The organism is Polyangium jinanense, from assembly GCF_028435265.1.
Classification (GTDB): Bacteria; Myxococcota_A; Polyangia; order Polyangiales; family Polyangiaceae; genus Polyangium; species Polyangium jinanense.
This window is the reverse complement of record NZ_JAGTJK010000023.1, coordinates 1-26,055: the sequence shown is the minus strand read 5'-3', so window position 1 is coordinate 26,055 and position 26,055 is coordinate 1. Positions and strand designations below refer to the sequence as shown.

20 protein-coding genes are annotated in these 26,055 nt (G+C 65.3%); 11 read left to right on the top strand and 9 right to left on the bottom strand.

What is annotated here, in order from left to right; genetic code table 11:
• Genes KEG38_RS32170 through KEG38_RS32155 form a run of 4 tightly spaced genes read left to right on the top strand, consistent with a single transcriptional unit; the run spans nucleotide 1 to nucleotide 8,427 of the window.
• Nucleotides 1-2,790, top strand: a complete 2,790-nt coding sequence (locus KEG38_RS32170) for a DUF8741 domain-containing protein (RefSeq protein ID WP_272423800.1) — start codon at nucleotides 1-3, stop codon at nucleotides 2,788-2,790.
• 5 nt (nucleotides 2,791-2,795) lie between these two features.
• Nucleotides 2,796-6,803 carry an Eco57I restriction-modification methylase domain-containing protein gene (locus KEG38_RS32165; protein WP_272423799.1) on the top strand — a complete coding sequence of 1,336 codons (4,008 nt, stop codon included), beginning with the start codon at nucleotides 2,796-2,798 and terminating at the stop codon, nucleotides 6,801-6,803.
• Nucleotides 6,800-7,576, top strand: coding sequence for an HNH endonuclease (locus KEG38_RS32160; protein ID WP_272423798.1), 777 nt, complete (start codon nucleotides 6,800-6,802; stop codon nucleotides 7,574-7,576). Before KEG38_RS32165 ends, KEG38_RS32160 begins: the two co-directional genes overlap by 4 nt.
• Nucleotides 7,573-8,427: a hypothetical protein gene (locus KEG38_RS32155; RefSeq protein ID WP_272423796.1), complete on the top strand. Its 855-nt coding sequence runs from the start codon at nucleotides 7,573-7,575 to the stop codon at nucleotides 8,425-8,427. Before KEG38_RS32160 ends, KEG38_RS32155 begins: the two co-directional genes overlap by 4 nt.
• Before the next feature lie 17 nt (nucleotides 8,428-8,444).
• Here KEG38_RS32155 and KEG38_RS32150 read toward each other — a convergent pair whose 3' ends face one another.
• The 5 genes from KEG38_RS32150 to KEG38_RS32130 all read right to left on the bottom strand — a co-directional run bounded on the left by KEG38_RS32150 (nucleotide 8,445) and on the right by KEG38_RS32130 (nucleotide 12,497).
• Nucleotides 8,445-9,104: a hypothetical protein gene (locus tag KEG38_RS32150; protein WP_272423795.1), complete on the bottom strand. Its 660-nt coding sequence runs from the start codon at nucleotides 9,102-9,104 to the stop codon at nucleotides 8,445-8,447.
• A gap of 25 nt (nucleotides 9,105-9,129) precedes the next feature.
• Entirely contained in the window at nucleotides 9,130-10,242 is a 1,113-nt protein-coding gene (locus tag KEG38_RS32145; protein WP_272423794.1) for a restriction endonuclease, read from the bottom strand.
• Between the two features lie 69 nt (nucleotides 10,243-10,311).
• A complete protein-coding gene (locus tag KEG38_RS32140) occupies nucleotides 10,312-10,875 on the bottom strand; it encodes a hypothetical protein (RefSeq protein ID WP_272423792.1) in 564 nt (187 codons plus the stop codon).
• Nucleotides 10,865-12,004: a hypothetical protein gene (locus tag KEG38_RS32135; RefSeq protein ID WP_272423791.1), complete on the bottom strand. Its 1,140-nt coding sequence runs from the start codon at nucleotides 12,002-12,004 to the stop codon at nucleotides 10,865-10,867. The genes KEG38_RS32140 and KEG38_RS32135 overlap by 11 nt, the downstream gene beginning before the upstream one ends.
• Before the next feature lie 25 nt (nucleotides 12,005-12,029).
• Nucleotides 12,030-12,497 (bottom strand): hypothetical protein, encoded by a 468-nt coding sequence (locus KEG38_RS32130; protein WP_272423790.1) that lies wholly within the window; start codon nucleotides 12,495-12,497, stop codon nucleotides 12,030-12,032.
• Nucleotides 12,498-12,904: 407 nt separating this feature from the next.
• Between KEG38_RS32130 and KEG38_RS32125 the strand changes: the two genes are divergently transcribed.
• The 7 genes from KEG38_RS32125 to KEG38_RS32095 all read left to right on the top strand — a co-directional run bounded on the left by KEG38_RS32125 (nucleotide 12,905) and on the right by KEG38_RS32095 (nucleotide 23,291).
• On the top strand, nucleotides 12,905-13,423 hold the full coding sequence (locus tag KEG38_RS32125; protein ID WP_272423789.1) for a serine/threonine-protein kinase: 519 nt from the start codon (nucleotides 12,905-12,907) through the stop codon (nucleotides 13,421-13,423).
• The gene (locus KEG38_RS32120; RefSeq protein WP_272423986.1) at nucleotides 13,416-14,045 is read left to right on the top strand and encodes a protein kinase domain-containing protein; all 630 of its coding nucleotides are present in this window, start codon (nucleotides 13,416-13,418) and stop codon (nucleotides 14,043-14,045) included. Before KEG38_RS32125 ends, KEG38_RS32120 begins: the two co-directional genes overlap by 8 nt.
• Nucleotides 14,046-14,297: 252 nt before the next feature.
• A complete protein-coding gene (locus KEG38_RS32115) occupies nucleotides 14,298-17,300 on the top strand; it encodes a thrombospondin type 3 repeat-containing protein (RefSeq protein WP_272423787.1) in 3,003 nt (1,000 codons plus the stop codon).
• Nucleotides 17,301-17,374: 74 nt separating this feature from the next.
• Nucleotides 17,375-19,180 carry a thrombospondin type 3 repeat-containing protein gene (locus KEG38_RS55705; protein WP_308216891.1) on the top strand — a complete coding sequence of 602 codons (1,806 nt, stop codon included), beginning with the start codon at nucleotides 17,375-17,377 and terminating at the stop codon, nucleotides 19,178-19,180.
• A gap of 6 nt (nucleotides 19,181-19,186) precedes the next feature.
• Nucleotides 19,187-20,728: a serine/threonine-protein kinase gene (locus tag KEG38_RS32105; RefSeq protein ID WP_272423786.1), complete on the top strand. Its 1,542-nt coding sequence runs from the start codon at nucleotides 19,187-19,189 to the stop codon at nucleotides 20,726-20,728.
• Between the two features lie 10 nt (nucleotides 20,729-20,738).
• A complete protein-coding gene (locus tag KEG38_RS32100) occupies nucleotides 20,739-21,866 on the top strand; it encodes a tetratricopeptide repeat protein (protein ID WP_272423784.1) in 1,128 nt (375 codons plus the stop codon).
• 12 nt (nucleotides 21,867-21,878) lie between these two features.
• Nucleotides 21,879-23,291, top strand: a complete 1,413-nt coding sequence (locus KEG38_RS32095) for an NHL repeat-containing protein (RefSeq protein ID WP_272423782.1) — start codon at nucleotides 21,879-21,881, stop codon at nucleotides 23,289-23,291.
• A gap of 279 nt (nucleotides 23,292-23,570) precedes the next feature.
• On the opposite strand, the gene KEG38_RS56125 is transcribed toward KEG38_RS32095, so the two are convergent.
• The 4 genes from KEG38_RS56125 to KEG38_RS32080 form a co-directional block, all read right to left on the bottom strand.
• Nucleotides 23,571-23,843, bottom strand: coding sequence for a DUF6884 domain-containing protein (locus KEG38_RS56125; protein ID WP_372518204.1), 273 nt, complete (start codon nucleotides 23,841-23,843; stop codon nucleotides 23,571-23,573).
• Between the two features lie 7 nt (nucleotides 23,844-23,850).
• A complete protein-coding gene (locus KEG38_RS32090) occupies nucleotides 23,851-24,357 on the bottom strand; it encodes a sigma-70 family RNA polymerase sigma factor (protein ID WP_272423781.1) in 507 nt (168 codons plus the stop codon).
• Between the two features lie 5 nt (nucleotides 24,358-24,362).
• Nucleotides 24,363-25,304: an AcrVA2 family anti-CRISPR protein gene (locus KEG38_RS32085; protein WP_272423780.1), complete on the bottom strand. Its 942-nt coding sequence runs from the start codon at nucleotides 25,302-25,304 to the stop codon at nucleotides 24,363-24,365.
• A gap of 186 nt (nucleotides 25,305-25,490) precedes the next feature.
• Nucleotides 25,491-26,055 (bottom strand): SprT-like domain-containing protein (locus KEG38_RS32080; RefSeq protein ID WP_272423778.1); only part of this gene is annotated, 565 nt, incomplete at its 5' end.

The window sequence follows — 26,055 nt, the reverse complement described above, 5'->3', positions numbered from 1 at the left end:
ATGACGACGTATAGCCCTGGCACCCTCGTCCGTGCACGCGGCAGGGAGTGGATCATTCTCACCGGCAGCGATGCGGAAACGCTTCGTGTTCGCCCCATCTCGGGGTCCGAGGATGACCAGACCTGGATTCACCTCGCGCTCGAGGCGGATCCGGTCACCGAGGCGTCCTTCCCGCCGCCCGATACCCAGCAGAAGGCAGGCCACGACGCGGCCCTCTTGCTCCGGGATGCGTTGCTCCTGTCCCTCCGGCGAGGTGCTGGACCCTTCCGCGGCTTTGGCCAGATCGCCGTCGAGCCCCGGGCCTATCAGCTCGTGCCGCTGCTCATGGCCCTGAAGCTCGACCCGATCCGGCTGCTCATCGCGGATGACGTTGGCATCGGGAAAACCATCGAGGCCGCCCTCATCGCGAGGGAGCTCCTCGACCGCGGTGAGATCGAGCGGATGACGGTCCTCTGCCCGCCACATCTCGTCGACCAATGGGTCACGGAGCTAGATTCACGCTTCCACATCCGCGCCGTTTCGGTCACGGCCGCTGGCGCGAGTCGGCTCGAACGTTACCTTCCGCCGAGTGAAAGCATCTTCTCGGCGCATCCGCACACCGTCGTTAGCCTCGACTACATCAAGAGCGAGCGCCGCCGCGCCGAGTTCCTCCGCGCTTGCCCTGAGTTCGTCATCGTCGACGAAGCACACACCTGCACGGCTACGGGCGCGGGGCGCCATCAGCGTTACGAGCTGCTTCGTGATCTGGTCGAGGGCAAAAGCCGCCACCTGGTGATGCTCACGGCGACACCGCACAGCGGGGACGAAGCGGCGTTTTACCGCTTGCTCGGGCTCCTCGATCGCGAGCTCCTGGGGCTCGAAGGTGCGACGGGCGAGGGGCGAGAACGGCTTCGTGACCTCCTGTCCCGGCACTTCGTGCAGCGTCGCCGGCCGGACATCGACGAGTGGAAGGAGGGCAAACTCTTCCCGCGCCGTGAGATCAAGGAGCTGACGTACCAGCTCACTGGCCAGTGGGACAGGTTTTTCCAGTCCGTGCTCGACTACTGCGCGGCGGTCGTGGACTCGGCCGGGGGCGACGAACGGCGACAGCGGCTGAACTTCTGGGGCACGCTCGCGCTTATGCGTTGCGTCTCGTCGAGCCCCGCGGCAGCGGTCCAGGCGCTGCGCACGCGCGCGGGTCTCGATGCGAACGAGGCAGAAGAGGAAGCGCTCGAAGACCGCATCTTCGACGGCCGGGCCGACGCTCTACCCGACGACGACGTCGAGCCGCCCGCAGCCACGGACGATCCCGCGCTCGCGAAGCTCATCGAGGAAGCCACGCGTCTCGCCGAGCAGAAGGGGGATCCGAAGCTGAAGCTCCTTTCGGACCACCTCGGCCAGCTCATCGCCGACAGCTTCAATCCCGTGGTTTTCTGCCGATACATCGCGACCGCCCATTACCTCGGCGAGAGCCTGAAGGGCCGTTTCCCCGGGGTCACGCTCGACGTCGTCACCGGAGAGCTGACGTCCGACGAACGCAAAGAAAAGGTCGAGCTGCTGGGCGACGCGGAGCGACGCCTGCTGATCGCAACGGATTGTTTGTCGGAGGGCATCAATCTCCAGGACTACTTCGACGCCGTCATCCACTACGATCTCTCCTGGAACCCGACCCGCCACGAACAGCGCGAAGGCCGCGTCGATCGCTTCGGTCAGGAGCGCGACGTCGTTCGGGCGACGCTCATCTACGGCGCGAACAACCCCGTGGATGGAGCCGTGCTCGAAGTCATCCTGCGTAAGGCCAAGAAGATCGGCGACGAACTCGGCGTGCCGGTGCCGCTCCCTGACGACGGACACACGTTGACGCAGGCGCTCATGCGCGCCGTCTTGCTCCGTCAGCGCAAGGAAAAGCGGCAACTGACGTTCGACTTCGGCGAGACCGTGGAGGCGCGCGCCCTCGACAAGAGCTGGCGGGACGCCGCGGAAAAAGCCAAGCGCAGTCGCACGGTGTTCGCCCAGCACAGACTCAAACCGAGCGAGGTTTTACCGGAATGGCACAAGAGCCTCGCGGCGATCGGCGGTCGTGAGGACGTGCAACGATTCACGACGCGCGCCCTCGCCCGCCTTGGCGCAGGGCTTCAGTCCTTGAAACGTGGCTTCAAGGCTCCGCTCGGAGCTCTGCCCGAGGACGTACGCGAGCGGCTCGACGCGGAGGGGATCTCCGGCACGATGCTCATCGACTTCGCGTATCCGCCTCCGCCGCATTGCCGGCCCGTACAGCGCAGCCATCCGCTCGTCTCCGTCCTCGCCGAGACGCTGCTCGAGCGCACGCTCGCGAACAGCACGGACGGGGCTTCGAGTGATCCCGGCGTGCTCGGTCGTGGGGGGTGCTGGATCGCATCGGGCGTGAATGGCCGCACGACGGTCGCGCTCCTGCGCCTCCGGCATCAGCTCGTCACGCAGAGGGCGGGACGCACGTCCACGCTTCTCGTCGAGGAGGCCACCGCGCTGGCGTGGAGCGGGACGCAGACGCTCACGTGGCTGGAAGGAACGGACGCGCTCGCGCTCCTCGCCCCGGAGCCGCTCGGCGATCCGCCGGCCCACGTGCGCGAACGTGCTGTCACGCAAGCCCTCCAGCAGCTCCCCTCGCGACGCAGCGATCTCGACGCCTTCGCCGAGCGGCGCGCGCAGGCCCTGCTCGCCGACCACCGACGTGTCCGCGAAGCCTCGGGCGCGCGTGGAAGTTATTCCGTGAAGGCGCTCTTGCCGCCGGATGTCATTGGCCTCTTCGTTCTTCTTCCGCGGGTGGATTGATCATCATGGCAGCGCGTCGCAAGACCCGGCAGCGGGAAGCCCAGCTCGCCTTCGAGGCCCTCTCCATCGAAGGGGGACTTCTTTCCCCCGATTGGCTCGCCCGTGTAGCCCAGCTCCAGGCCGGTCACCAATCCGAGGTCGACTACCGGATCCCCAAGGGCCTCAACCTGCGCGACGACATCGGCCGGTACTGGCGCATCGCGCAGGCGTACTGGAACGATTTCTCCGCCGGCCGATCGAGCGGCGCGGATCCAAGGCAGCTCACCGAGCGCTTCGTGGTCTCGCTCCTCCGCGAAAGCTTCGGCTTTGGCACGCTGTCGCAGGCGTCGCCCGTCGAGATCGCGGGCCGCACCTATCCGGTTGGTTTTTCCGCGCTCGGCCGCCGCGTGCCCGTGGTCATTGCGCCCGCGGGCAGTGGGCTCGACACGCTCGCGCCGGCCTTCGGCGACGGAGGGCGGCGTCGCAGCGCGTTCGGGCTCGCGCAGGAGCTCGTCAACGCGGACGAGGAGGCCCTGTGGGCGCTCGCCTCGGATGGGGTCACGCTGCGCATCTTGCGCGATAATGCGAGCCTCACGCGGCCGGCGTGGATCGAGGCGGATCTCGGGCGGATCTTCGCGGAGGAGCGTTATGCTGACTTCGCAGCGCTCTGGCTGCTCGTGCACGAGACTCGGTTCGGGAGGCCGGACCAGCCGCCCACCGAGTGTGCGCTCGAAACGTGGCGGAATGCGGGTCGCGAGGAAGGCACCCGTGCACGCGAGCAGCTCCGCCGGGGCGTCGAGGATGCGCTCGTCGCGTTCGGCAATGGTTTCCTCTCGCACCCGGAAAACCAGGCGCTTCGTACCGCGTTGCAGAGCGGATCGCTCACCACAAAGGACTACTTCCAGCAGCTTCTGCGGCTTGCCTACCGCTTGATCTTCCTCTTGACGGTCGAGGAGCGGGGCCTCTTGCATCCGGAATCGGTCCCCGATGCCGCGAAGGATCTCTATGCCCGCGGCTACAGCATGCAGCGCCTGCGTGCGCGGTCGGTGAAGCGCAGCGCGTTCGATCGGTTCTCGGACCTCTGGGAAGCCCTCAAAATCGTCTTCCGCGGTTTGTCTACGGGCGAGCCGCGGCTCGGGCTGCCGGCGCTTGCAGGGATCTTTGCGACCAACCAGTGCGCTGCGCTGGATGCGGCGAAGGTCGAAAATAGGCACCTTCTCACGGCGATCTTCCGCCTCTCGTGGCTGCGGGAGGACGCGGGGCTCTCGCGCGTCAACTGGCGTGACATGGGCCCGGAGGAGCTGGGTAGCGTTTACGAGAGCCTGCTCGAGCTCGTCCCGCAGATCACGCAGGGGGGCCGCGTGTTCGGCTTTGCCACAGGCGGGGAGACGAAGGGCAACGCGCGCAAGCTCACGGGCAGCTATTACACGCCCGACAGCCTGGTGCAGGTGCTCCTCGACAGCGCGCTTGAGCCCGTCGTGCAGAGCACCATCGCCGCGCATCCGCAAAATCCGGTGGACGCATTGCTCCAGCTCTCGATCGTGGATCCGGCGTGCGGGAGTGGGCATTTCCTCCTCGCGGCGGCGCGTCGCCTCGGATCGCACGTGGCGCGTCTCCAGGCGAACGGGACGCCTTCGGCCGCGCAGTATCGGCACGCGGTGCGGCAAGTGGTGGGTCGGTGCATCTACGGTGTCGATCTGAACCCGATGGCCGTGGAGCTCTGCAAGGTGAGCTTGTGGATGGAGGCAGTGGAGCCGGGGCGACCGTTATCGTTCTTGGACTCGCACGTCCGGCAGGGCAATGCGCTGCTCGGGGCTACGCCGGAACTGATGGGGAAGGGAATTCCGGATGAGGCATGGGAGCCGATCGAGGGGGATGACAAGAAGGTCGCGAGCGCGCTGAAGAAGAAGAACAAGAAGGCGGCAGGGGGGCAACGCGGTTTCGATGCGTTGTGGGCGAAGGCTGGCGAAAGCGAATCGGCTGCGGTTACACGGGCGGTAGCGGAGCTTGAGGCTGCGTCGGATGCGGAGCTAGATGCGCTGGCGCGCAAGGAGTCGCAGTGGCAGGGGATCCTCGGGTCCGAGGCGTACAAACATCAGCGGTTCGTGGCGGATGCATGGTGTGCGGCGTTCGTGTGGCCGAAGCAGGCGGGGGAGCTAGCGGAGGCGGCTCCGACGAATGAGCTGTGGAGGCAAATTCGGGATGGGCAAGGGAAGCCGCCGGAGTTGACGGTGAAGACGGTCGGGGACGTGGCGAGACAGTACAACTTCTTTCACTGGCATCTCGCCTTTCCGCAGGTGTTCGCCCGGGGTGGGTTCGATGTGGTGCTCGGAAATCCGCCATGGGAGCGGATGAAGCTTCAGGAGCAGGAATTCTTCGCGTCGCGCAGCGATGTCATTGCGAACGCAGTCAATGCGTCTGCACGAAAGAAGTTGATAGCGGCGTTGCCCGAAACCGATTCCGTGCTGTGGTCCGAGTGGTGCGCAGCAAGCCGAGAGGCGGAGGGCCAAAGCCATTTTGTGAGGCAGTCCGGGAGGTACCCGCTATGTGGAAAGGGGGACGTGAACACGTACGCATTATTTGCCGAACACAATCGAACGGTGCTCGGGTCGATTGGGCGCGCTGGGTTCATCGTACCTACTGGGATCGCGACTGACGAAGGGACGAGTGGATTCTTGCGTTCGCTCGTCGAGAATCGGGCCCTTCAACAAATCATCAGCTATGAAAACGAGGGTACGACATTCGGAGGCGTGAACAATCGGCAGTCTTTCTGTCTGTTGTCCATCTCTCGTGTCCCGGTGGAACGAACGCGGCTTACGTTTTACGTCAACCAGCCGCTCCCGGAGGGGGCTGGGCATCTCGACTTCGAGCTTGCGCCGCAAGAGTTTGCCCTGTTTAACCCCAATACGGCCAACTGCCCCACCTTCCGCACCCGGCGGGACGCTTCAATCAACCTGGTCATGTACCGAAGAGCAGGCGTGCTCTGGCGGGATGGGGACTCCGGTGGGAATCCGTGGGGGGTTCGGTTCTTGGCGATGCTCCACATGGCAAACGATTCTGGCCTATTTCGCACGCGGGCGGAGTTGGAGGCTAGCGGCTATCGCATGATCGGCAACACTTTCGAGGGACCCAAGGAGCGATACCTGCCACTGTACGAGGCGAAGATGGTAGTCGCATTCGACCATCGATACGGTACCTACGAGGGGGCCACGGAAGCACACTATAACAAGGGATTCTTGCCCCGTCTGTCCGACAAAGACCACGCTGACCCCAGGCACCTGATACTTCCCGACGCTTGGGTCCGATGCCCGGAAGTGGATACGGTTCTCCTGGGCCGCTGGGATCGCAATTGGTTGTTGGGCTGGCGAGATATCTGCCGTCGCACCGACATTCGCACGGTTATTCCATGTATAATCCCTCGTGCGGCGGTTGGCCACACGAGCCCATTGATGCTTCCGAACGCTGCGCCCGATCGCATCGCCGCCCTGTACGCGAACCTATGCAGCTTCGCCCTTGATTACGCGGCCCGACAGAAGATCGGAGGAACGCACCTCACGTACGGCTACCTCAAACAGCTTCCCGTCCTGCCTCCCTCAACTTACGACGGATCTTCCACCTGGTGCCCTGGCATCGCCCTGAGTGATTGGCTCCTGGCCCGCGTCCTCGAACTCACCTACACCGCCTGGGACCTCGAACCCTTCGCCCGCGACGTCGGCTACGACGGCCCTCCCTTCCGCTGGGATCCTGCGCGCCGATTCCTCCTCCGCGCCGAGCTCGACGCCGCCTTCTTCCATCTCTATGGCATCTCGCGCGACGACGCAGCCTACGTCCTTGAAACGTTTCCGATCGTTCGGAGGAACGACGAAAAGGAACACGGCGAATACCGCACGAAACGCGTGATCCTCGAAATCTACGACGCCCTCGCCGAGGTCACGCGCACCGGAAAACCCTACCAGACCCGCCTCGATCCTCCCCCGGCCGATCCCCGCGTCGCCCACCCGCCCGATCCCACGCGGAAGAAAGTGAGGTCATGACGAACGTGCTCCCTCCCGCGATCCTCACCCGCCTCCAAAAGGTCGCCCTCGACAACGGCTTCGACCTCGAGCTCCCCCGCCAGGACGATTGGCTCGGCTTCGCCAGCACGCAGGCGCCCCTCCGCCTGTGGCTCTCCGCCGCGCCAAATGGCCGCATCCTCGCCGCCGTCTCCCAGCACAACGTCGCCCGCGAGCTCCAGCAGCACGCAAGCCCCGTCCCGATCCCGGTCCCCGACGGCGCCTGTGCCGTCCTCACCGTGCCCGACGTCCCCGCCCTACACCGCCTCGTCCGCCGCGCCTTCCAGCTCTCGAAGACCCTCCCCGACGAGCTGCTCCACCACTTCGAGCGAACCACCGCGAACCTGCCCCGCACCACCGAGGCCGAGCGCCTCGTCGTCCAGCGGGTCGGCCAGAACCTCTACCGCGCCGCCCTGCTCGCCTACTGGGAAGGCCGCTGCGCCATCACCGGCCTACAGGTCCCCGAGCTCCTGCGCGCGAGCCACATCAAGCCGTGGGCGGACTGCGCCACGGATGCAGAGCGGCTCGACGTGTTCAACGGGTTGTTGCTTGCGCCGCATCTGGATGCGGTGTTCGACCTCGGGTTCATCACGGTGGGGGAGGATGGGAAGGTGATCGTGTCGCCGGTGTTGCCCGAGGATGCGAGGGAGATCTTGGGGCTCGATGGGGAGTTACGGGTGCGGGGGCTTGGGGAGGGGCATTGGCGGTATTTGGTGTGGCATCGGGAGAGGGTGTTTCGGAAGGAAAGGTTATGAGCGATAGCCTGAATTTGGTCGAACTCCCTTACTCCGATCGGCAGATCATCGTCGTTTCCGACGACGTTGTCGTGAAAGCCGCCCGTCGTGCAGAGGAGGAAAGTCGCGCCAAGAAGCAACCTCCTAATTGGGGAATAATCACGCAAGGCTTGGTCGCACCAATCCTTCTAGGCAGCGTCGGAGCTCTCATCGTTGCTGCGGTGGTCAAGGGAGTTGAAGCCTGGGGCAAAGCGCGAGCTAGGGGTATGCGGGTGCTGCAAGTCGCCAAAAGTGAAGCCTCGCAGCTCGTGTTCCAGCCGGGCCACCCGCGGGACGGTGTACTCTACGTCGGGCATCCTGCGAAGCCCGACCTATATTATTCCGCGGCCGAGTTTCATCGGTTCACGTTCGAGCACAAGGTATCCGAGGCGATCAATCTTCTCATGCACCTTGGAGCCACCCGAATCAGAGTGGAGAGCGTCGCTGGATGGTCCCGAGAGTTTGCTGCACGCCTAACGGTTCCTTTGGGACCCGGCGAAGCAATCGGAGGCGAGGTCGGCGGAGAGCGCTCCACTTCGAGCTCGATTCTTTACGAAGCTCGGCTACGCGGTACAAAGGCTCCACGTGTGCCCGAGCAATTGGTCTGGTACCCTCATGAACCTACTTGGCAATCGGTTGCAGGGGGACGCCTCGACTTCGGGCTGCGCGAGTTCTCGCTTGGCGTGGTTTACGAGCAGGACTACGGCATCAATGCCAAGTTCAAGGCCGATGCGCATGAGGCAGGGTTTGATCTAGGTGGTCGATTCGAGGAGCACGCGGCTACCACCTGGCGGATTGCCGGCGAGTTCGCCGAGGATGGTGGAGCGCAATAGGCCCGCGGAACGGCCCGTTACGTAGTCGCGGCAGCACCCGCCAGGCGGCCAACGATGAAGACTCCCGGGAAGATTCGGCCTTCATGACCTGGATACGTGCTGGTGAGCCCGCGAGCCTTTGCTGGGAAGGTCCAGGCGAGGATATCTGGCCCGCATTTGTCGAGGGCAGAGGCCATTTTTAGCAGGAAGTCATCCACGGTGTCTTGCGGCGAGATCGACGGCGCAACAAAGACGAGGCCTACGCGCGTCGCGCAGTCCTCGTGATTCCCACACTCGGCTTGAGCGCAAGCTTCGTCAAGTAGCTGCGTTACTGGACGTTGGACGTCCTGCGGCGTGCCAGGGAACAAAGGCTTCGCCTCGACGACGAACTCCTTGTTCGCGGTCATGAACCACAGGTCGGCGCGCCCCCACCGAGACTTCTGCGACGCAGAAAGCCTTTCCACCCTGTACTCCTCGAGTACGAGAGATCCCGGGGTGAGCCATGCCGCACCGGCCAGCGTGCTCACGCTCGCCCGCTCGTTGTACCAGTAGGGAGCATCCGTCGGACGCCCGTCTCGTATGTAATGCTCGACATGACGCTCGATGATTTCAGCCCACCGAGTCAGGACGAGTTTCCAGACGTCCAGAGCTGGGTGTAACCGGGCAACATGGTGACCATAGACGCGTTCAGGAAACATCTCGGACTCCCCTTTCGCAACATACCTATACGCGGAACGTGCCCTCGAAGTGCGTGTCGAGCAGCGCCTGGAGTTGCTGTCCGTTGATGAGCTCGACGTATTGGTGCCGTTGACGCAGCTCCACGGCCGCAGGCTGAAACGATGAAGTGGTAATGATGACTCCGCGAGCGGCTCCATGGTCTCTCAGGCACTTGACCATCGCTTCCACGACATCCTGCCCCACCAGGTTCGTCGCCTTGTAACGTTTGCACTGCACCACCACCTTGACCCGCTCGGGACCGTTCACGCGGTTCTCGGTCATCCACGCACTGACGTCCACCCCCTCGTCCCAGCTCCCTTTTCGCTGAACCTCGACGTTCTGGTAACCCATCTTCACGAGGAGCCGCCCGACGAGCAACTCGAACGATTTCGGGGCCAGTGCGAGCACGCTGCGGGGCTTGGCGAGCAAGTGCCCGACCATGACCTGGACGGCGAGCCGCTCGCGCTCGTGGGTCAGCGGCAAGAGGCAGACGCGCTCGAACGCGTCGAGCTCCCCGAAGCGCCCCAGCATCTCGATCGCAGTACACTTGATCTCTGCGGTGGAGTCGAAGGCAAGGAGACGTTCGAGCTCGGGCACGACCTCTTCCGATGCAAGTACGCGCTGGTAGGCAGGCAACGCGTTCAACGCCTCGGCGAGGATTCCGGCGTCTCCGTCCCGAAACAGCCTCAGCATGCGGTGGCCAAGTGTCGCGGTGGCGTGAAACTTAGCGGCTGCCTTGAGTGCATCCATCCGCATGTCGCGGGTCTCGGTCGCGCTGCTGGCCGCGAAGTCGAGGAGGCGCGGGCCGATGTGGGTCGCCTGTGGAAAATGAACGGCCAGAAGGCGCATGCACACGCGCCGAACGGAAGGCTCGTTGTTAGGCTCGATGCGGCGCTCGAGCTCGTTCCTGATCCGCTCCCGCTCGGATTCGTCTCGGATACCCTTGAGGGTGTCCCGGAGAAGGCCCTCGACGAGCGGTGCGTCCTGCGCGATGAAGTTCAGGAGATCGCGGGCCGCCTCGACACCCCGTCGGGTGATTTTCTCGCGCAGGTCGAGCTGCTCGAACATGTCCGCGCCGGGGCGTTGCAGCTTCAGGACGAGTTCGGAGATCGTTTCCATGGCCGTTGTCGTTCTCCCGCGCGGGGACGCAAAGGAGTGCGGGAGGTTACGACAGGAGGAGATGCTCGGTCAATCCCGTCGCCGATCGTCGTCGTCGGTAGCGGCGGCATTGGTGATCGACGCAGCCGCGGCGGCAGTGGCGATGCTCGGAGCAGTGCGATGCCCGGACGACGTGAAGAGCGGGGAGTAGCGGAACGTGATGTCTGCAACGAGGCCGTGCCCTTCGAGACGAATGGCGCGGGGGAGGCTGGGGCCGATGTGTGTCGATGCGTTGTATTGGCTTTCAGTCTCGGCGAGGTGTGAGATCACTGGTTTTAGAAAGGAGTGCAGAACCCACCGCCAATCCCAGCCCGCACGTTTGACCTTCGACCATTCGTAGTGGATTGGCATCAGCAGACTTGCACGAAGCTTGGTTCGCTCCACGCGAGGGGAGTGGCTGTGAATCGAGAGCTCCGCAAAGATACCATCGCCCAGGAGTGCGAGTACCGATCCGTCACGCAATCGAATCGACTCACCGGCTAGGATTCGACGAAGCGAGAGCCAGGCGAGGGCAAGCTCGCGGTCCGCTTCACGCCACACGCTGCCGGCAATGGTCAGGTCTTTCGCCTCCCACGATGGAACGTCACCGATCACACGCCCGAATCGCCGAAGGACCGATCCTGCATCCAGAGACGAGCCGCCGCAAGCGGGAGATGCTTCCAAGAGATCGAGCCAGCGACTCGGATCCCGCGCCTTGTTGGGATCGTAGTCGAGCAAGACACTTTGACTTTCCGCGAATTGGCCCAGAATACTCTCCTGGTCCCACTCGCAGCGTATGAATTGGTCCCGGCGCTCGGCGATGATATCTGCGAGCGGCATGACACAGCGAAAGCGCGGGGGTAGCATCAACGAAACACACCCGCAGCATCGCCTCCGGTGGGTCCTCCGCGAGCAGCGCCGCGAGCGGCGTCTTCCAGTCGTCCACCCCCTCGCGCTGGCGCACGCGCATCGTACGGGACGCCATCACTTGCGCACGAGCGTGCAGCATCGCGAGCCGCTCCTCGCCCCTGGGATCGAGGCGCTCGATCACGTGCTCGAGCAGCGGGTCGTCGAGGATGTCGTCCTCGGTCCACGTGTCGAGCTCGTTTAGCAGGCGGACCAGCGCAGGAGCCGGCATGTCGATGCGATGTACCGCAATGCGAGGATGGGTCTCGACCTTGGCGGGTAGCGCCTTCGGATTGAGGACGTGAATCACGTCCCCCACGCGCATCGCCGTCGTGTCGACGGGACGTCTACGAGCGCGGGCAAGCAGAGCTTCGAGCGCCGCCTCGTTACCTCGCTTTGCGTCGACCTCGATCTGCGCGTCGAGCGCCGCAATCTCCACCTCGATCCGCTCCCGCTCCGTCGACGTGGCCGTGATGCCCAGCTTGCGCGCCCAGCCTAGCCGGACCGCGGCGCTCTGCTTCATGCCGTTCGCGCGCTCCTCGACGCAGAGATCGACCATCAGGCGCCGCAATGCGAACGGATCGTCCGGAAGCTTCTCCTCCGCCGGCTTGATTCCACCGAGCGACGCGAGATCATGCTCCACCGTCGGCAACCGCGGGAGCTCTCCCCGCTCGGCGAACACCGAGAGCGCGTCCGCCGGCTCGAAGCGCAGCTCCCGGCGATCGAAACTCGTTACGACCCACCGCTCGAAAACGGGGAACGGGTACGGGGCGAGGACGAGCCCTTGATCCTCCGCGAGCACCATGACCCGCTCCCGGGCGCGCTCTCGCTCCTTCACGATGCGGACATCGTCGCCGAAGTCGTCAGAGGGTACGCGGCAACCATCGATACTGCTCTTCGGTGATGACCAGAACGGCCGGGAGCAGCTTGCGATGGGGCTTGAGGATCTGCTCCTCCACGGCGAGAAAGAGCTCGTCGCTCAGGGCTCGGTCGCCGGTCCACGCCGTGAGGTCGACGATGAGCTGCGCCGGCCGAGCTGCGCCCGTCTTCATGGCGAGCTCAGCGAGCCCGAGCAGCTCGTCGCGCGCGTCGGGCGGGACTTCGAGCACGTCGAACAGGAGCACGGCGCGTGCCCGATCTCCGAAGAAGAATCGCACACCTTCGGGTTGATCGTTGAAGCACCGGCTGAAGCTCGACGTGACGGTATCGAGGGTCCAGCCCTTCCCCTTGCGTGGCTCCTTGCGCTCCGACCAGCGCTCGAGCCACTCAGCCGCGAGCGCGGCCTGCTTGCGCTCTCCTACGTACCCCTTGAGCCGTTCTCCCAGCGTCATCCTCGCCTCCTCCGGGCACACGCTGCGCCGCGGACGGTCGGGTTCTAACCGCCCCAACCCGCGCCCGCTGCGTGCGGTTGCAGCGCAACCGAACGTTGCAGCGAGGACCTGCAAGGATCGGTGATGCGGCGGCCGCCTGCAAGTCTGCAAGAGGCCGAAGGGATGTGGAGGTTTCGCCTAAAGAACTGATAGCGCTAGACACGGATGGGGCGGTCTCTACCCAACTTCCGCTCATCCAAATCGCCCCACGCCGGGATGCCGAATCGGACGGCCCAAGGGATTGTTGTATGTCACACCAAGTAGTCGAGCGTCCTCGTCCCCGGCATTCTTGTTCGCAAGACGCCTCTCGTGATGAAGTTCCCATGCCGGGGCCACCTGCACGCACCACTCGAAACCAGGATCACGCCATGACAATCCGCGAGCCTGACATCCGCACCGGCAGCATCATCGCCGACAAGTACGTCGTGGAGCGGATCCTGGGACGGGGCGGCATGGGCATGGTGGTTGCCGCTCGCCATACCGGCTTGGACGAGCTCCGCGCGATCAAGTTCATGCTGCCCCACGTTCTCCGGGACGCGACCGCCGCAGAGCGATTCCGCCGTGAAGCTCAGGCGGCTTCTCGGTTGAAGAGCCAGCACGTCGTCCGGGTCTACGATATCGATCGCCTCCCGACCGGCAGCATGTACATGGTCATGGAGCACCTGAGAGGGCGGGACCTCAAGGCCCTCGCGAAGGCTCGTGGCGTCTTGCCCGTGCGCGAGGCATGCACGTACGTGCTCCAGGCATGCGAAGCCGTCGCCGAGGCACACGCCTCCGGCATCGTCCACCGCGATCTCAAGACCGCGAACCTCTTCCTCACAACGGACCCTCGCGGGGAACCGTTGATCAACGGTCCTCGATTTCGGCGTCGCCAAGCTCATCGCTGACGCGAGCCACCAGACCGAGCTCACGGATACCAAGATGGCTCTGGGGACGCCTGGCTTCATGGCGCCGGAGCAGATGCGCTCGGCGCGGCAATCTGATGGCCGCGTCGATATATGGGCGCTGGGCGTCATCCTCTACAAGCTGACGACTGGAGTGATGCCCTTTGATGGTTCGAACATGAACCAGGTGGCGTTCCGGGTCCTCTCAGCAGAGCCCGCTGCAAAGCCTTCGACACACAATCCTGCGCTCCCGCCCTCTCTCGACGAAGCTGTCTGCAGGTGCCTCGAGAAGGACCGCGAGAAACGTTTCCAAAGCGTGACCGAGCTCGCCGCTTGCTTGCGTCGTCTCGCCGAGAGCGTCCCGGCCATGCTCGGGGCAGCGGACGACGGCAGCGAAGCCATGACGCTCGATTTGACGACGCGCGTTCGCCACGCGCCAATCCCCGCAGGTTCGCACTGCCCGCCGGCCGTCCCCGCGCCGCGCCCCCCTGCTCCCGCCAAGAGCGCGACGCCAGCGCATGATGCTGCTCCGCCCCCCATCACATACATAACCCCTTTCGAGCAAGAGCTTGAAGCGGACGCCCAGGACGACGCGCCGACGCAACGACTCCCCAGACGGCGGTAGCCACGGCCCTCGGCAGCGCATACGCGTCGCGCACACGCCCCCCAGAAGTTGTACTTCTCTTCCGAATTTCGGCATACAAGCGTAGCCTCGCCGTCGAGCTACGTGCCGTCGCGCCCGAGCCACCCTCGCACTTCGCAGCCCGAACCGACTCGGGTGGTCTTCGAGGGCGCCCTTTGCGCCCGGCGAGCACATGCAACGACGAGAAGGAAGTGAGGATGTATGTCGGGCGCTCAAGCTAGGGTTCGTCGACGGTTGGCGAGGCTCTTCGGGCCGGCCGTGCTCGTGATGGCGGGGCAGGCGTGGGCAGAGCCGTCGCTGCGCGTCCAGGTGACGCAGCGTGGGGATTTTGTGCTGATCGGCAACACGCTCACGCAGGATTGCGGTGCGGGTGTCCCCGCGCCGGTCGTCGGCAGCGTCGGCACCTGCGGCACGAACACGAGCGACACTGCGCCCGACGTGTACTGGCAAGCGGACGCGTCCGCGGCCGGTCAGGCCACCGCCAGCACCATGGTGATGCCGACCGCTGCTCGCACGACCGCGAACCTGAGCCTGCCGCTCGGCGCCACCGTGACGCATGCGTACCTCTACTGGGCTGCGCGCAGTCCGACCGGGGTGGCCGATCTCGAAGTGACCCTCGATGATCCCCTGGGCGACTTTACCCACAACATCACGGCAATCGACTCCGTGATCGGGGATCCGCTCTCGAACATCAGCGGGTACTACCAGTCGGTTGCCGACATCACGGCGTACGTGCAGCAGTACCGCACGGGCCCCTACCGCGTGAGCGGCGTCGACTCGGTGGCGCTGAACAACGTCAACAACAACTCGGTGTTCGCCGGCTGGTGGATGGTCGTCGTCTACGAGCTCCAGAGCGAGCCGCCGCGCAACATTACGCTCTTCGACGGCTTCGACGAGGTCAGCAGCGAAAAACTGGACGGCATCGCGGCGACGATCTCCGGCTTCGCCGTGCCGCTCGCGGCCTACAACGCGAAGCTCGGCGTCGTCGCGTATGAGGGCGACGATCAGCAAGGGGGAGACAGCCTGAGCTGGAACGCGCTTCCGCTCTCGAACGCCCTCAACCCCGCCAACAACTTCTTCAACGGCACACGCTCGCTCCTCGGCAGCGCGGTCTCGAAAGTGGGGGATCTGCCGCAGCTCACGGGCGGCGCGCGGAGCATGAGCGGCATCGATCTCGACATCCTCGACATCACGAGCATCGTCACGCCCGGCTCGACCTCGGCCGAGCTCGTCGCGAAGACGGCGAGCGACGGCTACATCCTCGGCGGCTTCATCACCGCGATCTCCACACTCAAGCCGAACTTCACCTCGTCCGCGAAGAGCGTCGCGGATCTGAACGGCGGCGTGGTCAACCCCGGCGACGAGCTCGAGTACACGATCGTCGTCACCAACACGGGCGACGACACCTCGAAGGAGACGGTTCTCTCCGACAAACTCCCCGCCGAGGTGACCTACGTCCCGGGCTCGCTCGAGGTCGTCACGGGCCCGAACATGGGCGCGAAGACGGACGCGACGGCCGACGATCAAGGCGAGTTCGACGCGGCCACGAGCACGGTCGTCGTTCGTCTCGGCACGGGTGCGGACGCCGCTGTCGGCGGCAGCCTCAACGTCGGCGGGACGACCACGATCCGCTTCCGCGTCACCGTGAAACCCGGCGCCGGCAGCAGCATCGTGAACCAGGCACTCATCAACGCGAGCGGCGCGCAAGGCGCGCCCGCCGAGGACACGCCCACCGACGGCAACGGCAGCGATCCCGGCGCGCCTCCCACCGTGATCATCGTCGACTCCGACGGCGACGGGTTGTCCAACGACGACGAGATCGCCGCGGGCACCGATTCGAGCGACGCTGACACCGATGACGACGGCGTGCTCGACGGGCTCGAGCCGAGCCTCGGCGTCGACACGGACGGCGACGGACTCATCAACGTGGTCGACGCAGATAGCGATAACGATGGCCTCTTCGATGGAACGGAGCTCGGCCTCGACTGCAATAACCCTGCGACGAACCCTGCGGCCGCGAGCTGCATGCCCGACGCGGACATGGGCGCCACGAAGACGAACCCGATCGATGTGGATACGGACAACGGCGGCGTAGCCGATGGAGTTGAGGACTTCGACAAGGATGGCAAGGTCGATCCGGGCGAGCGAGATCCGAACGAACCGTTCGACGATGCGGACTTCGTGGACTCGGATGGGGATGGGGTCTTCGACCCCGTGGAGGTGCACTTCGGCTCGGATCCGAATGACCTGGACTCGGACGAGGATGGCGCGCTGGATGGGCAAGAGCCCGATCCGGGCACGGATACGGACGGCGACGGCAAGAAAAACATCCTCGATCCGGATAGCGACGATGACGGGTTGTTCGACGGGACCGAGATGGGCAAGGACTGCGCAAATGTAGCGACGGATCCGGCCGCTGGTACATGTATACCCGATGGGGACATGGGCGCGACGACGACGAGCCCGCTCGACGCGGACACAGACGACGGAGGCGTGGACGACGGCAGCGAGGACGTGAACGGGAACGGCACCGTCGACAATGGGGAGACCGATCCGAACGCCCCCGGCGACGACGTGGTGATAGCCGAATGCACGTCCGATATCGAGTGCGGTGATTTCAAGAGCGGCCGTGTATGCAAAGCGGGCCAGTGCGTCGACGGGTGCCGTGGTACCGGCAATGGTTGTCCCGCGGGGAAGCTCTGCACATCAGGGGACGACACGATCGGGGTCTGCGTGGCCAACCCTGCGGATCCCGATGCCGACCAGGTGCTCGTACCCTACGACAATTGCCCCGAGATGCCGAATACCGATCAGAACGATCTGGACGGGGATGGCGTCGGCGATGTCTGCGATTCCGACACCCCCCCCGTCGACATGCCGAGCAACGACGCCGATGGGGACGGTGCTCCCGATGCGGAGGACAACTGCCCGCACGCGGCGAACTCCGACCAGTTGGACAAGGATGAGGACAGGATCGGGGATGCGTGTGACGCGGATCGGGATGAGGATGGGATCCCGAACCAGGTCGACCCTTGTCCGCTCGATGCGCGGTTGTCGTGTCCGAACCCCGCTGGGGAGGTCGCAGGATGCGCGTGCCGTGCGACCGGGACGAACGAGCCCTTTGCTGCCGGGGTGCTGTCGGCGATGGTGGTAACCGCGCTGCTCGGCGCGCGTCGACGAGGCACACGTGGTCCCGGGACGCAGAAACAAAAACGTTCGGGCTCACACTGCTGTTGACCACGCCCGCGCGGCTGCTGTATCCTGGAAAAACGGGAGCGACGCAGCCAGTTCGGGGTGCGGTACGAGTGTTCATGAACAGCGGTCGGCCGTGGGCACGGTCAGGAATGAGGGCGTTCGTGGTGCGATGTTTTACCATCGTGGTCGCAGGGGTGCTGCTCCCTGCTCTGCGCCAGACCGCGATGGCTCAAACGTTTCCGCCAAATGCTTCCTGGTTGCCGCTGCAGCGAACGGATCCGATGACGATGGTCACGACTCCGATCGGCGACCCCGAGGGAGATACGGCCGGCGAGCGGGATGTCGTGGGCAATGAGCAGTTCCCGATGGCTTATGTCTGGAGCGACACGACTCATTACTACTTCCGGCTCCGGATCGACCAGACGGTACTGCCGAGCGCGACCTCCTTCGCGCCCTTCGGCTGGGGCTGCGTCATCGATACGGATTTGGACCCGTCCGATTACGAATTCAGCACGCTCGTGAGTGGCATCTCGAACCCGGACGAGGTGCGGCTCTGGGCTAACAGCACCCAGCAGACGCCGAACGATCCAGGAGATACCCCAGAGACGCTGCTCAATACATACCTCGATCCGCTCACCCTGGGCTCGATGGGATACGGGTATGCGCGGGAGGCCACGGCGGGCTCGAACTTCCCGCTCGCGACACCGACGCCGGACTTCTTCATCGACTGGGCAGTCGAGCGCAGCTCATTCGAGTCCGCTGGCGTCGGGGCGCAGGCGCCACTGCGCATTGCGTGCGGCACCGCGGCGAACGGCACGTTCCTCTCGCAGGATTACAGTGGCCCAGCGAATTTGCCGGATCTGCTTGGTGATCCGGTCGTGTGTGACCAGAGCGGTTGCGTCCTGCAGAACTGCGCGGGATTCGGGACGCCCTGTTCGGCCGGCGTGGGCGCGTGCGCGTCCACGGGCACGTACGTGTGCAACGCCGCGGGGCAGGCAGTATGCAATGCCTTCCCGCGAAAGCCCGGCGTCGAGGTCTGCGACAGCGTCGACAACAACTGCGACGGCACCATCGACGAAGGCTGTGGCGATTCCGACATGGATGGCCTGACCGACCCCGTCGAGCTCGATCTGGGCACCGATCCTGAAGACCCCGACTCGGACAACGACGGCCTCCCCGACGGTCAGGAGCCTGAGCCGGGCATCGATTCCGACGGTGACGGGGCCATCAACGCCCTCGATCCCGACAGCGACGGCGACGGCTTGCCCGACGGTGTCGACAACTGCCCGCTGACGAAGAACACCGATTTGGGCGATCTAGACGGCGATGGGGCCGGTGATGCGTGCGATGACGACGACGACGGCGACGGCGTGCTCGATCCCGTCGACAACTGCGTTCGTCACGTGAACCCGGTTCAGGAGGACGAAGACGGCGACAACCTCGGAGACGCTTGTGAGCCTGGCCTGGACAGCGACGGCGACGGCGTCGCGAACCCGTTCGACAACTGTTGGTCCGACGCCAACACCAACCAACAGGACATCGACGGCGACGGCATCGGCGATCCTTGCGATCCCGACACGCTCCCCGTCGACATGCCGACCGATGACGCCGACGAGGACGGTGTCCCCGATACGCGGGACAACTGCCCGCATGCAGGAAATAAGGAGCAGATGGACATCGACGGCGACGGTTTCGGCGACACGTGCGATGCCGATGGAGACAATGACGGCCTCCCCAACGAAATCGATCCTTGCCCCCTCGATCCCCGTTCCTCCTGTCCCAATCCCTCCGGTGAGGTCATGGACTGCACCTGCCGCGTGACCGGCTCCGGTTCGTCCCCTGCCGAATCCTCTCCCTTCTTCTGGCTCGCCCTCAGCGCCACCCTGTACGGCGCCCGCCGCCGAACCCGCCAGCGGAGGTAGCTCGCCATGCAATCGCAAAGCCTCGCCCTCCTCCCCACAGGCACGCTCTTCCACGATCGTTACGTCGTCTTACGTGGGCTCGGCGCAGGCGCCATGGGGGCGGTACACGAGGTCCGCGACCGGAAGACGCACAATCGCTGCGCCCTCAAGGTCATGCTGCCCCACGTCGTTGAGAACGACGAGCTACGGCTCCGGTTCGCCCAGGAAGCACGCATCACCGGCGATATCCTCAGCGACCACCTCGTGCGTGTCCTAGACGCCGGGTTCGATCCAACCACCTGCATGCCATTTCTCGTCATGGAGCTTCTTCACGGCGAGGAGCTCGGCCGTCTGCTCAAGCAGAAAAAGCGATTCCCGCCCGAGGAGGTCACGCTGTACCTCGCGCAGGCCGCCCTCGCGCTCGACAAGACGCACGCGGCGGGGATCGTCCACCGCGACCTCAAGCCGGGAAACCTCTTCGTCACGCATCGCGACGATGGTTCACCCTGCGTGAAGATTCTCGATTTTGGCATTGCAAAGGTTATCGCCGGAGACGCGCGAAACCAGACCACCAAGGCCATCGGCACGCCGATTTACATGGCGCCGGAGCAGATCCTCGGCAAAGGACTGATCGGGCCCGCGACCGATATCTATGCGCTCGGTCACATAGCGTACGCGCTGCTCGTCGGCGAGCCGTATTGGAGCGAGGAGTCTCGCACGCTCGAGCTCTTCCCGTTCATGCAGCAGGTTGTCGAAGGCGCGCGGGAGCCGGCAACGGAGCGGGCCGCGCGGCGCATGGCCGTGACGCTCCCGCCGGGCTTCGACGAATGGTTCCGGAAGGTGACGGCGCGGTCTCCGGCTTTGCGCTTCGATCGGGCCAGCGTGGCGGTGGCTGCGCTCAGGGCTGCGCTGGTACCGGCGAAGGCCCCGGCGCCGGCCGTCGATGCAACCATCGTGGCGCGGCCCCTGTCCCTCGAGCCAGCCGCCATGTTGCCCCAGGAGGAGGCCACCACGACGGTGCCGATGTCCGCCAGGACGTCCAAGGCCGTCGCAGAGGCCGTCACGCCGCCGGCCGAGCTTTCCACGATCATCCCGGGAAACACGTCGTTCTCGGTCACCTCACCGAGACCCTCGAGCAAATCGAGGCGGACGCTCGCCATTGGCGGCGTTGCTCTGCTCGGAATTGCAGGCGTCGGAACCTGGATCCTGCGAGCGTCGACCGCTTCTCCCGACGCGACGAGCCCTTCGGCCTCCGCCGCTGCTCCCACGGAGCAGGCAGCCTCCGCCGAAGCCAAACCCGAAGAGCGTGTCGTCCCCCCCACGGACGTACCGAAGACGACCCCGCAAGCCACGGCAACCCCGTCGTCGCCTCCGACGCTCACATCGCCCCCCGAGGCGCCCGCGACGAACCCGCCACGGGCTGCGGTCGTACCGACCCCCCCGCCTCCAGCAAAGGCAGCGCAGCCTGAGAGCGCAAAAGCGCCATCCCCGAGAGCGACGGCGAGCTCTGCACCGCCGCCCCCTGCTCCACCGAAGCCGAAGTTTGAACAGCCCGACACGATCGAATGAGGTTCTTCCAATGAAACCCGAGCCTCGCCGCCCTACCTGGTTCGTTGCTGCGACGCTCCTTCTCGGGACCGCGCTCGCTGCAGGCAGTGCCCGTGCACAGGCGACCGGGAACGACGATGCACGCGCCAACGCCCTTTTCAAGGAGGCGCGCGTCGCCTTCGACGCCGGTAATTACGCAACTGCGTGTCCGAAGTACGAGAAGGTTGTCCAGATAAAGCCGGGGCTCGGCGCACGTCTCGCGCTCGGCAACTGCTACCGTGCGCGCGGAGACGTCGTGCAGGCGCTCGAAATGTACGAGGCGATCATCGCCGACGCCCCGACGCTCGAGGCCAAGGCGACGACCCCAAAAGAGAAGGACAACGTGAAGAAGCGCTCGGCGGAGGCGCAGCAGCAAATCACGGAGGTCGAGCCCACCGTGGGCCGATTGACGATCGACGTCTCCGCAGCGCAAATTGCGCTGCAGGGGTTCGTCTTGCAGCTCGATGGGGCTCCCGTACCGCCAGAGAGGATTGGCAAGCCGAGGTGGATCGCTCCCGGAACCCACCGGATCGAGGCGTTGGCAACGGGGTTCGTCACGGAACGGCGAGAGGTCGAGGTCAAGGCGAAAACAACGCATACCCTCCAGATCCAGTTGACCGCAGAGGAGACCACGAAACCGGAAGCGAAGCCGAGCACGCCCGCCGACAAACCTGCGCCGCCGCTGCCGGAGACCAAGGCGCCGGCCTTGACCGCGCCGTCTGCGTTGCCCCCTCCCGCCTCACCCCAACAAACAGTGGACACCGCGGCACCTGGGCGCACGCCCATGTGGGCATGGGTCGCTGGTAGCCTGGGCGCGGGGGCGCTGGTGGCCGGCGCGATATTTGCGGTGAAATATGTGGACACCGTCGATGCGGCTGCAGCGGATTGTCCCGACCGCACGTGCAAGAGCCCTGGCCTGGCGGATGAATATGAAGCGCAGTGGAATCGCAACGCCGCGATGATGGGCGTCTTCGGCGGCATTGGAGCCGTCGGAATCGGTGTCTTCGTCGCCGGAGTCATCAGCGCCCGGGGAGACGCGCCGCGCGCCGCACCGGCGCTCGGGTTCACCCCGTGGGCCGGCCAACGCCAGAGCGGCATCCTCGTGCACGGAACATTCTGAGTGGAGAATCCCTTGAAGTCGACGAAGCGAAGCATCGCGGTCGCCCTGTCAGTTGTCCTACCCCTCTCCACGGCCGCGTGCGCTCCCGATCTGCTAGACCCGCCGGCCATCGCGCCGCTCGACGGACCTGTCGAGTTGATCACGGAGGGGGACTCGGTCGCGGTCGGCGGAACGGGGGCCCGTGCGCTCACGTCCCTCTCCGCACATCCGGAGGGCGGGGTCGTCCTTGCCGGTCATTTCGAGGGTTCCATTACACTCGGGAAAACGAACGAGATCATCTCTGGCGGCTCCACCGACCCGTTCGTCGCGCGTGTCGGCCCCGATGGCGCGGCCACGCTCGCATGGCACGTCACTGCCTCGGATCCGCAAGCGGCGCTCGGCGTGGCCGTGGCGAAGGACGGGACGGTACTCGTCGCGGGCGAGATGTCGGGAGCCATGAATGTGGCCGGCAAGATGCTGGAGAGCGTCAACGGGCGAGACGCGTTTCTGGTCGAGTTGTCGGCGAATGGCGACGCCGTCGAGGCGCGGCAATTTGGGGGCACCGGGTACCAGATCGCCACGAGCATCATGCCTGGGAAAACCGGCGATGTGGTGATCGCAGGCGCATTCTCGGGCAAGATCGCGCTCGAAAACCAGTCTCCGGAGAGCGTAGGGGGGTACGACGTGTTCGTCACGACGCTCGATCCGACCGGAAAGGCGCGCTGGTCGGTGATGCTAGGTGGAGAATCCGATCAGCGGACCGCTGGCATGGTGGCGGACGAGCGCGGCGACGCCTGCGTCGTGGGTGATTTCGAGGGCTCGATGACCGTCTCGGGGTTTCCCAATTCGTTCGACAGCAACGGGCAACGGAGGGTGTTCATTGCGAGGCTTGGGCCGGCGGGCAACGTGCCGTGGGTCCTCGCGCCAGTATGCACGGGCGCTGCGGAAGTTGCAGGCGTGGCCATGGACGGCGAGGGGAATGCCATCGTGGCGGGTAGCTTCGCGGGGACCCTGGAACTCGGTAATGGGCAGATTACGACCCAGGCCGAGTCTGGGGTGTTCATTCTGAAGATAGACCCGGCGGGAGACGTCCTGTGGGCACGAGCTTTCGGTGAGACAGGCCTGACGAAGGCGCGAGGGGTCGCCCTCGGCGCCGGGGGATGCGTCGCAGCGGTCGCGGATTTCACTGGGCGCGTGGAGATCGGGGATCGGAGCTTCGAAAGCAAGGGCAAGGAAGACTTGCTCGTAATCCAGCTCGATGCCTCGGGAAAGGCGCTCCGGGCCGGGAGGTTCGGTGACGAGGCGTCGCAGCGCGCGACGGGCGTGACGGTCGAGAAGAGCGGGCGGGTGACGGTGATTGGCCAGTTCGAGGGGGCCATCGATCTCGGAGGGACATCCGTGACGAGCATGGAAAACGGGGATCCGCTGGTACTCCGATTGCAGTGAGAGATGGCTTCAGGGGGTCTCCTCGTCAGGGCAGTCTGAGGCGTGATCCATCTTGTGTTTCTTCAGGCCGAACGAGCCGAGGGGAACCATGAGGAGCGAGCGTCCCGAAGCTGCTGCAGGGACGTTCGCTCCTTGAGCCACGCCACCCGCGCCCTGCACCCCTTCACCCGCCAAAGCGGCTCCTCGGGCAGGTTGTGCCAGTGTGCCCCGAAGACCAGCGCATCCGCGTACACCTGCCCCGCGAGCACGACGAGCAGAGGGAGACGGCAAACCCCCCGATCACCTCCGCGACCGTTCGCACGCCCCATCCCTCGCGGTCCCGCTTTCCGAAGGCCCGAAGGTTCCGGTCGTACGGCTCGAGCCACGCGTCGCTGCGCCGTAGAGCGCGGACACGACGCGCACGGCGTTGCATGTCGCTTCGGCGTATGCGACGGTCGCACGGAACAGGGCTGACGTGTAGAATTTTCGCGCTGGCGCAGCATGATCGAGCTTTCGCGCCGAGCAGCCCACGAGCGCAACCCGTGACGCTCCGGGCTTTGCTTGGGTAAACATCGGCGCCTCACTCAGGCCAGGCGCATTCGTCTTCGTCGATGACGAGCCGTAGCCGCTTCCGAGCGGCTCGCACCCGCGCGTACGCCCGCTCTGCCGTCATCCCGAAATCACGCGCGATTTCGGCAAGCGTCTCGCCATACAGATCGTAACGAAGCACGATCTGCCGCTCCACGTCGCCGAGCGCATCGAGGCCACGGCGCACGATTTGACGGACCTCCGGATCAGCTCCTGGGGAGAGCTTGTCGATCCCTGCCTCCGCATCGAGTACCTCTCGGCGGCGCCGTCGGTAGTTCATGACGACCCCTCGGGCGACCTTGACGAGCCATGCCCTTGCGTCGTCGCGGAGCTCCTCGGCATGACGTATCGCAATGACGAACACCTCTTGATGGAGGTCTTCGAGCGTCTGACCACTGAAACCAAACCACTGCAACTTCGCGCGGATCATAGCGGAATGCGCTACGTACAATGCCTCGATGCGCCTCCGGTTTGGCGTCGAGAGGGGATTCTCGGACATCACATTCACCCGAGCCGGATCGGTCGCACGTGGATCGGAGCATCCACATCTCCGCGCCAGTATGGCTCGACGTAGATCAACCGCCGCAACGAAAACCCAGGTCCATGCGGCTGCATCTTCCAGTGCCCCGCAACGAGCGTCTGCACGCTCAAGTTGCGCTTTCGCCCTTCGAGATAATCCCGCACCGCCGGCCGGAAGTCCTTCTCGAGCGGCTTGCCCACGCGGAAGATCATCGTTCGCGGCACCTCACCCCCGCGCCGCGCATCGGCCTTCCTCCTCCGGCCCCGCGGGCCCGCCGGTGCCGGTGCGCGCACGCGCGCGGGATCGCTCATCGCGAGACACGTATTGACGATGAGCCGGCCGATCAGCGCCGCCACACGCTCATCGCGCTCGGTCACCGTCATCGGGAAGATCGACATCTCGGTGAGGTCGTGCTCAGGCAACGAAGGCGGCAAAAGCTGGGCTGTCGTCACCCCGAAGCGCCACAAACATGCAGGTGATGCGGTCCACGCTGCGTAAGCCCACTTCTCGCTCTTTGGCTCGTGATGGACGAGAACGACACGCACGGGGGACGGCCCCTGCTCCGTGTCGATCGTGAGCAGCCCATTCGGCACCTCGATCAAGAAGACACGGAATGGAGGGCGCACGCATGCCAGCACTTCCTCGGTCACGGTCGTGGCAAGCAGGGCAGCGGCGTACGTCTCTGGGAGCTGGATCTCTGGATACCCGCATTGGGCCCACCGAGGGAGGCTCATCAGGGCGATCTGGCCGTCATAGCAGGAGGCCATCGTCTCGATCGTGAGGACGAGATCGAACTCGCGTTCCTGCGCGGGCCCCTGCGGCACGAATCGGGGCTCGCGGAGTGCATCCATCAGCCCTGGGTCGTCCTCCATGAGCGCCTCGGCAGGGATGCGATCCAGAGCACGACGCCACAACAGAACGGCCATCTCGAGCAAACATTTCTTCGTCGGAAGCTGCAATTCAGTGTTCTCCATTCAACTGCTTGAAACGCGCCACGAGCCGGCGATGACGCAATCGGCGTACGATCACAACGAGGCCAGCGAGGAGAGTGCCGCCAGGCAGGACCACGAGCGCCACGATGGCCAGTAGGCGCCAGATATTCTTCCGGCGGCTCACGTCTCGATACCTGCAACCAATGCAGCAATGGCTGGACTGGCGGATGCAAGCGCCCGCGCATGCTCACGGGCCCACGCGCCGATCAGCGCCCCGGGGGGCCGCCCCGTTGCTTTCGCGAGCACCGCCACGAGTTGCCGGTCGACCTCGCCCAAGCCCTCCAAGAGCGGATCCGAGGCCCCTCCGATCGAACTCGGCCCACCGTCGGTGCCGTCCGCACGCATGCGCGCACCGCGCCGCCGCCCCCCGGGCGCGGGGAGCTGGGCCCCGTAGTACCCCAGCGGGCGCACGTTCGACGGCCAGGAATCGGGCCGCGGGAGCCCCCCGCGCCCCTTCGGCGCCACGGGCCCGAGCCCGAGCTTCGCCCCGATCTCGTTCGCCTTCTGGCAGAACTTCGGCCCGTGGCCCTTGTAGCCATTCTCCAGGTCGTCGAGGAGTTCCGCCTGCCAGGCGTGAATCATCTCGTGAAGAAGGACATCCAGGATATACAGGAGCCCGTGCTGCTCACACCGTGGAGCGATGCGAATCCGGCTCGGAATCCCGTGGACGTCCTGCGCGACGTAG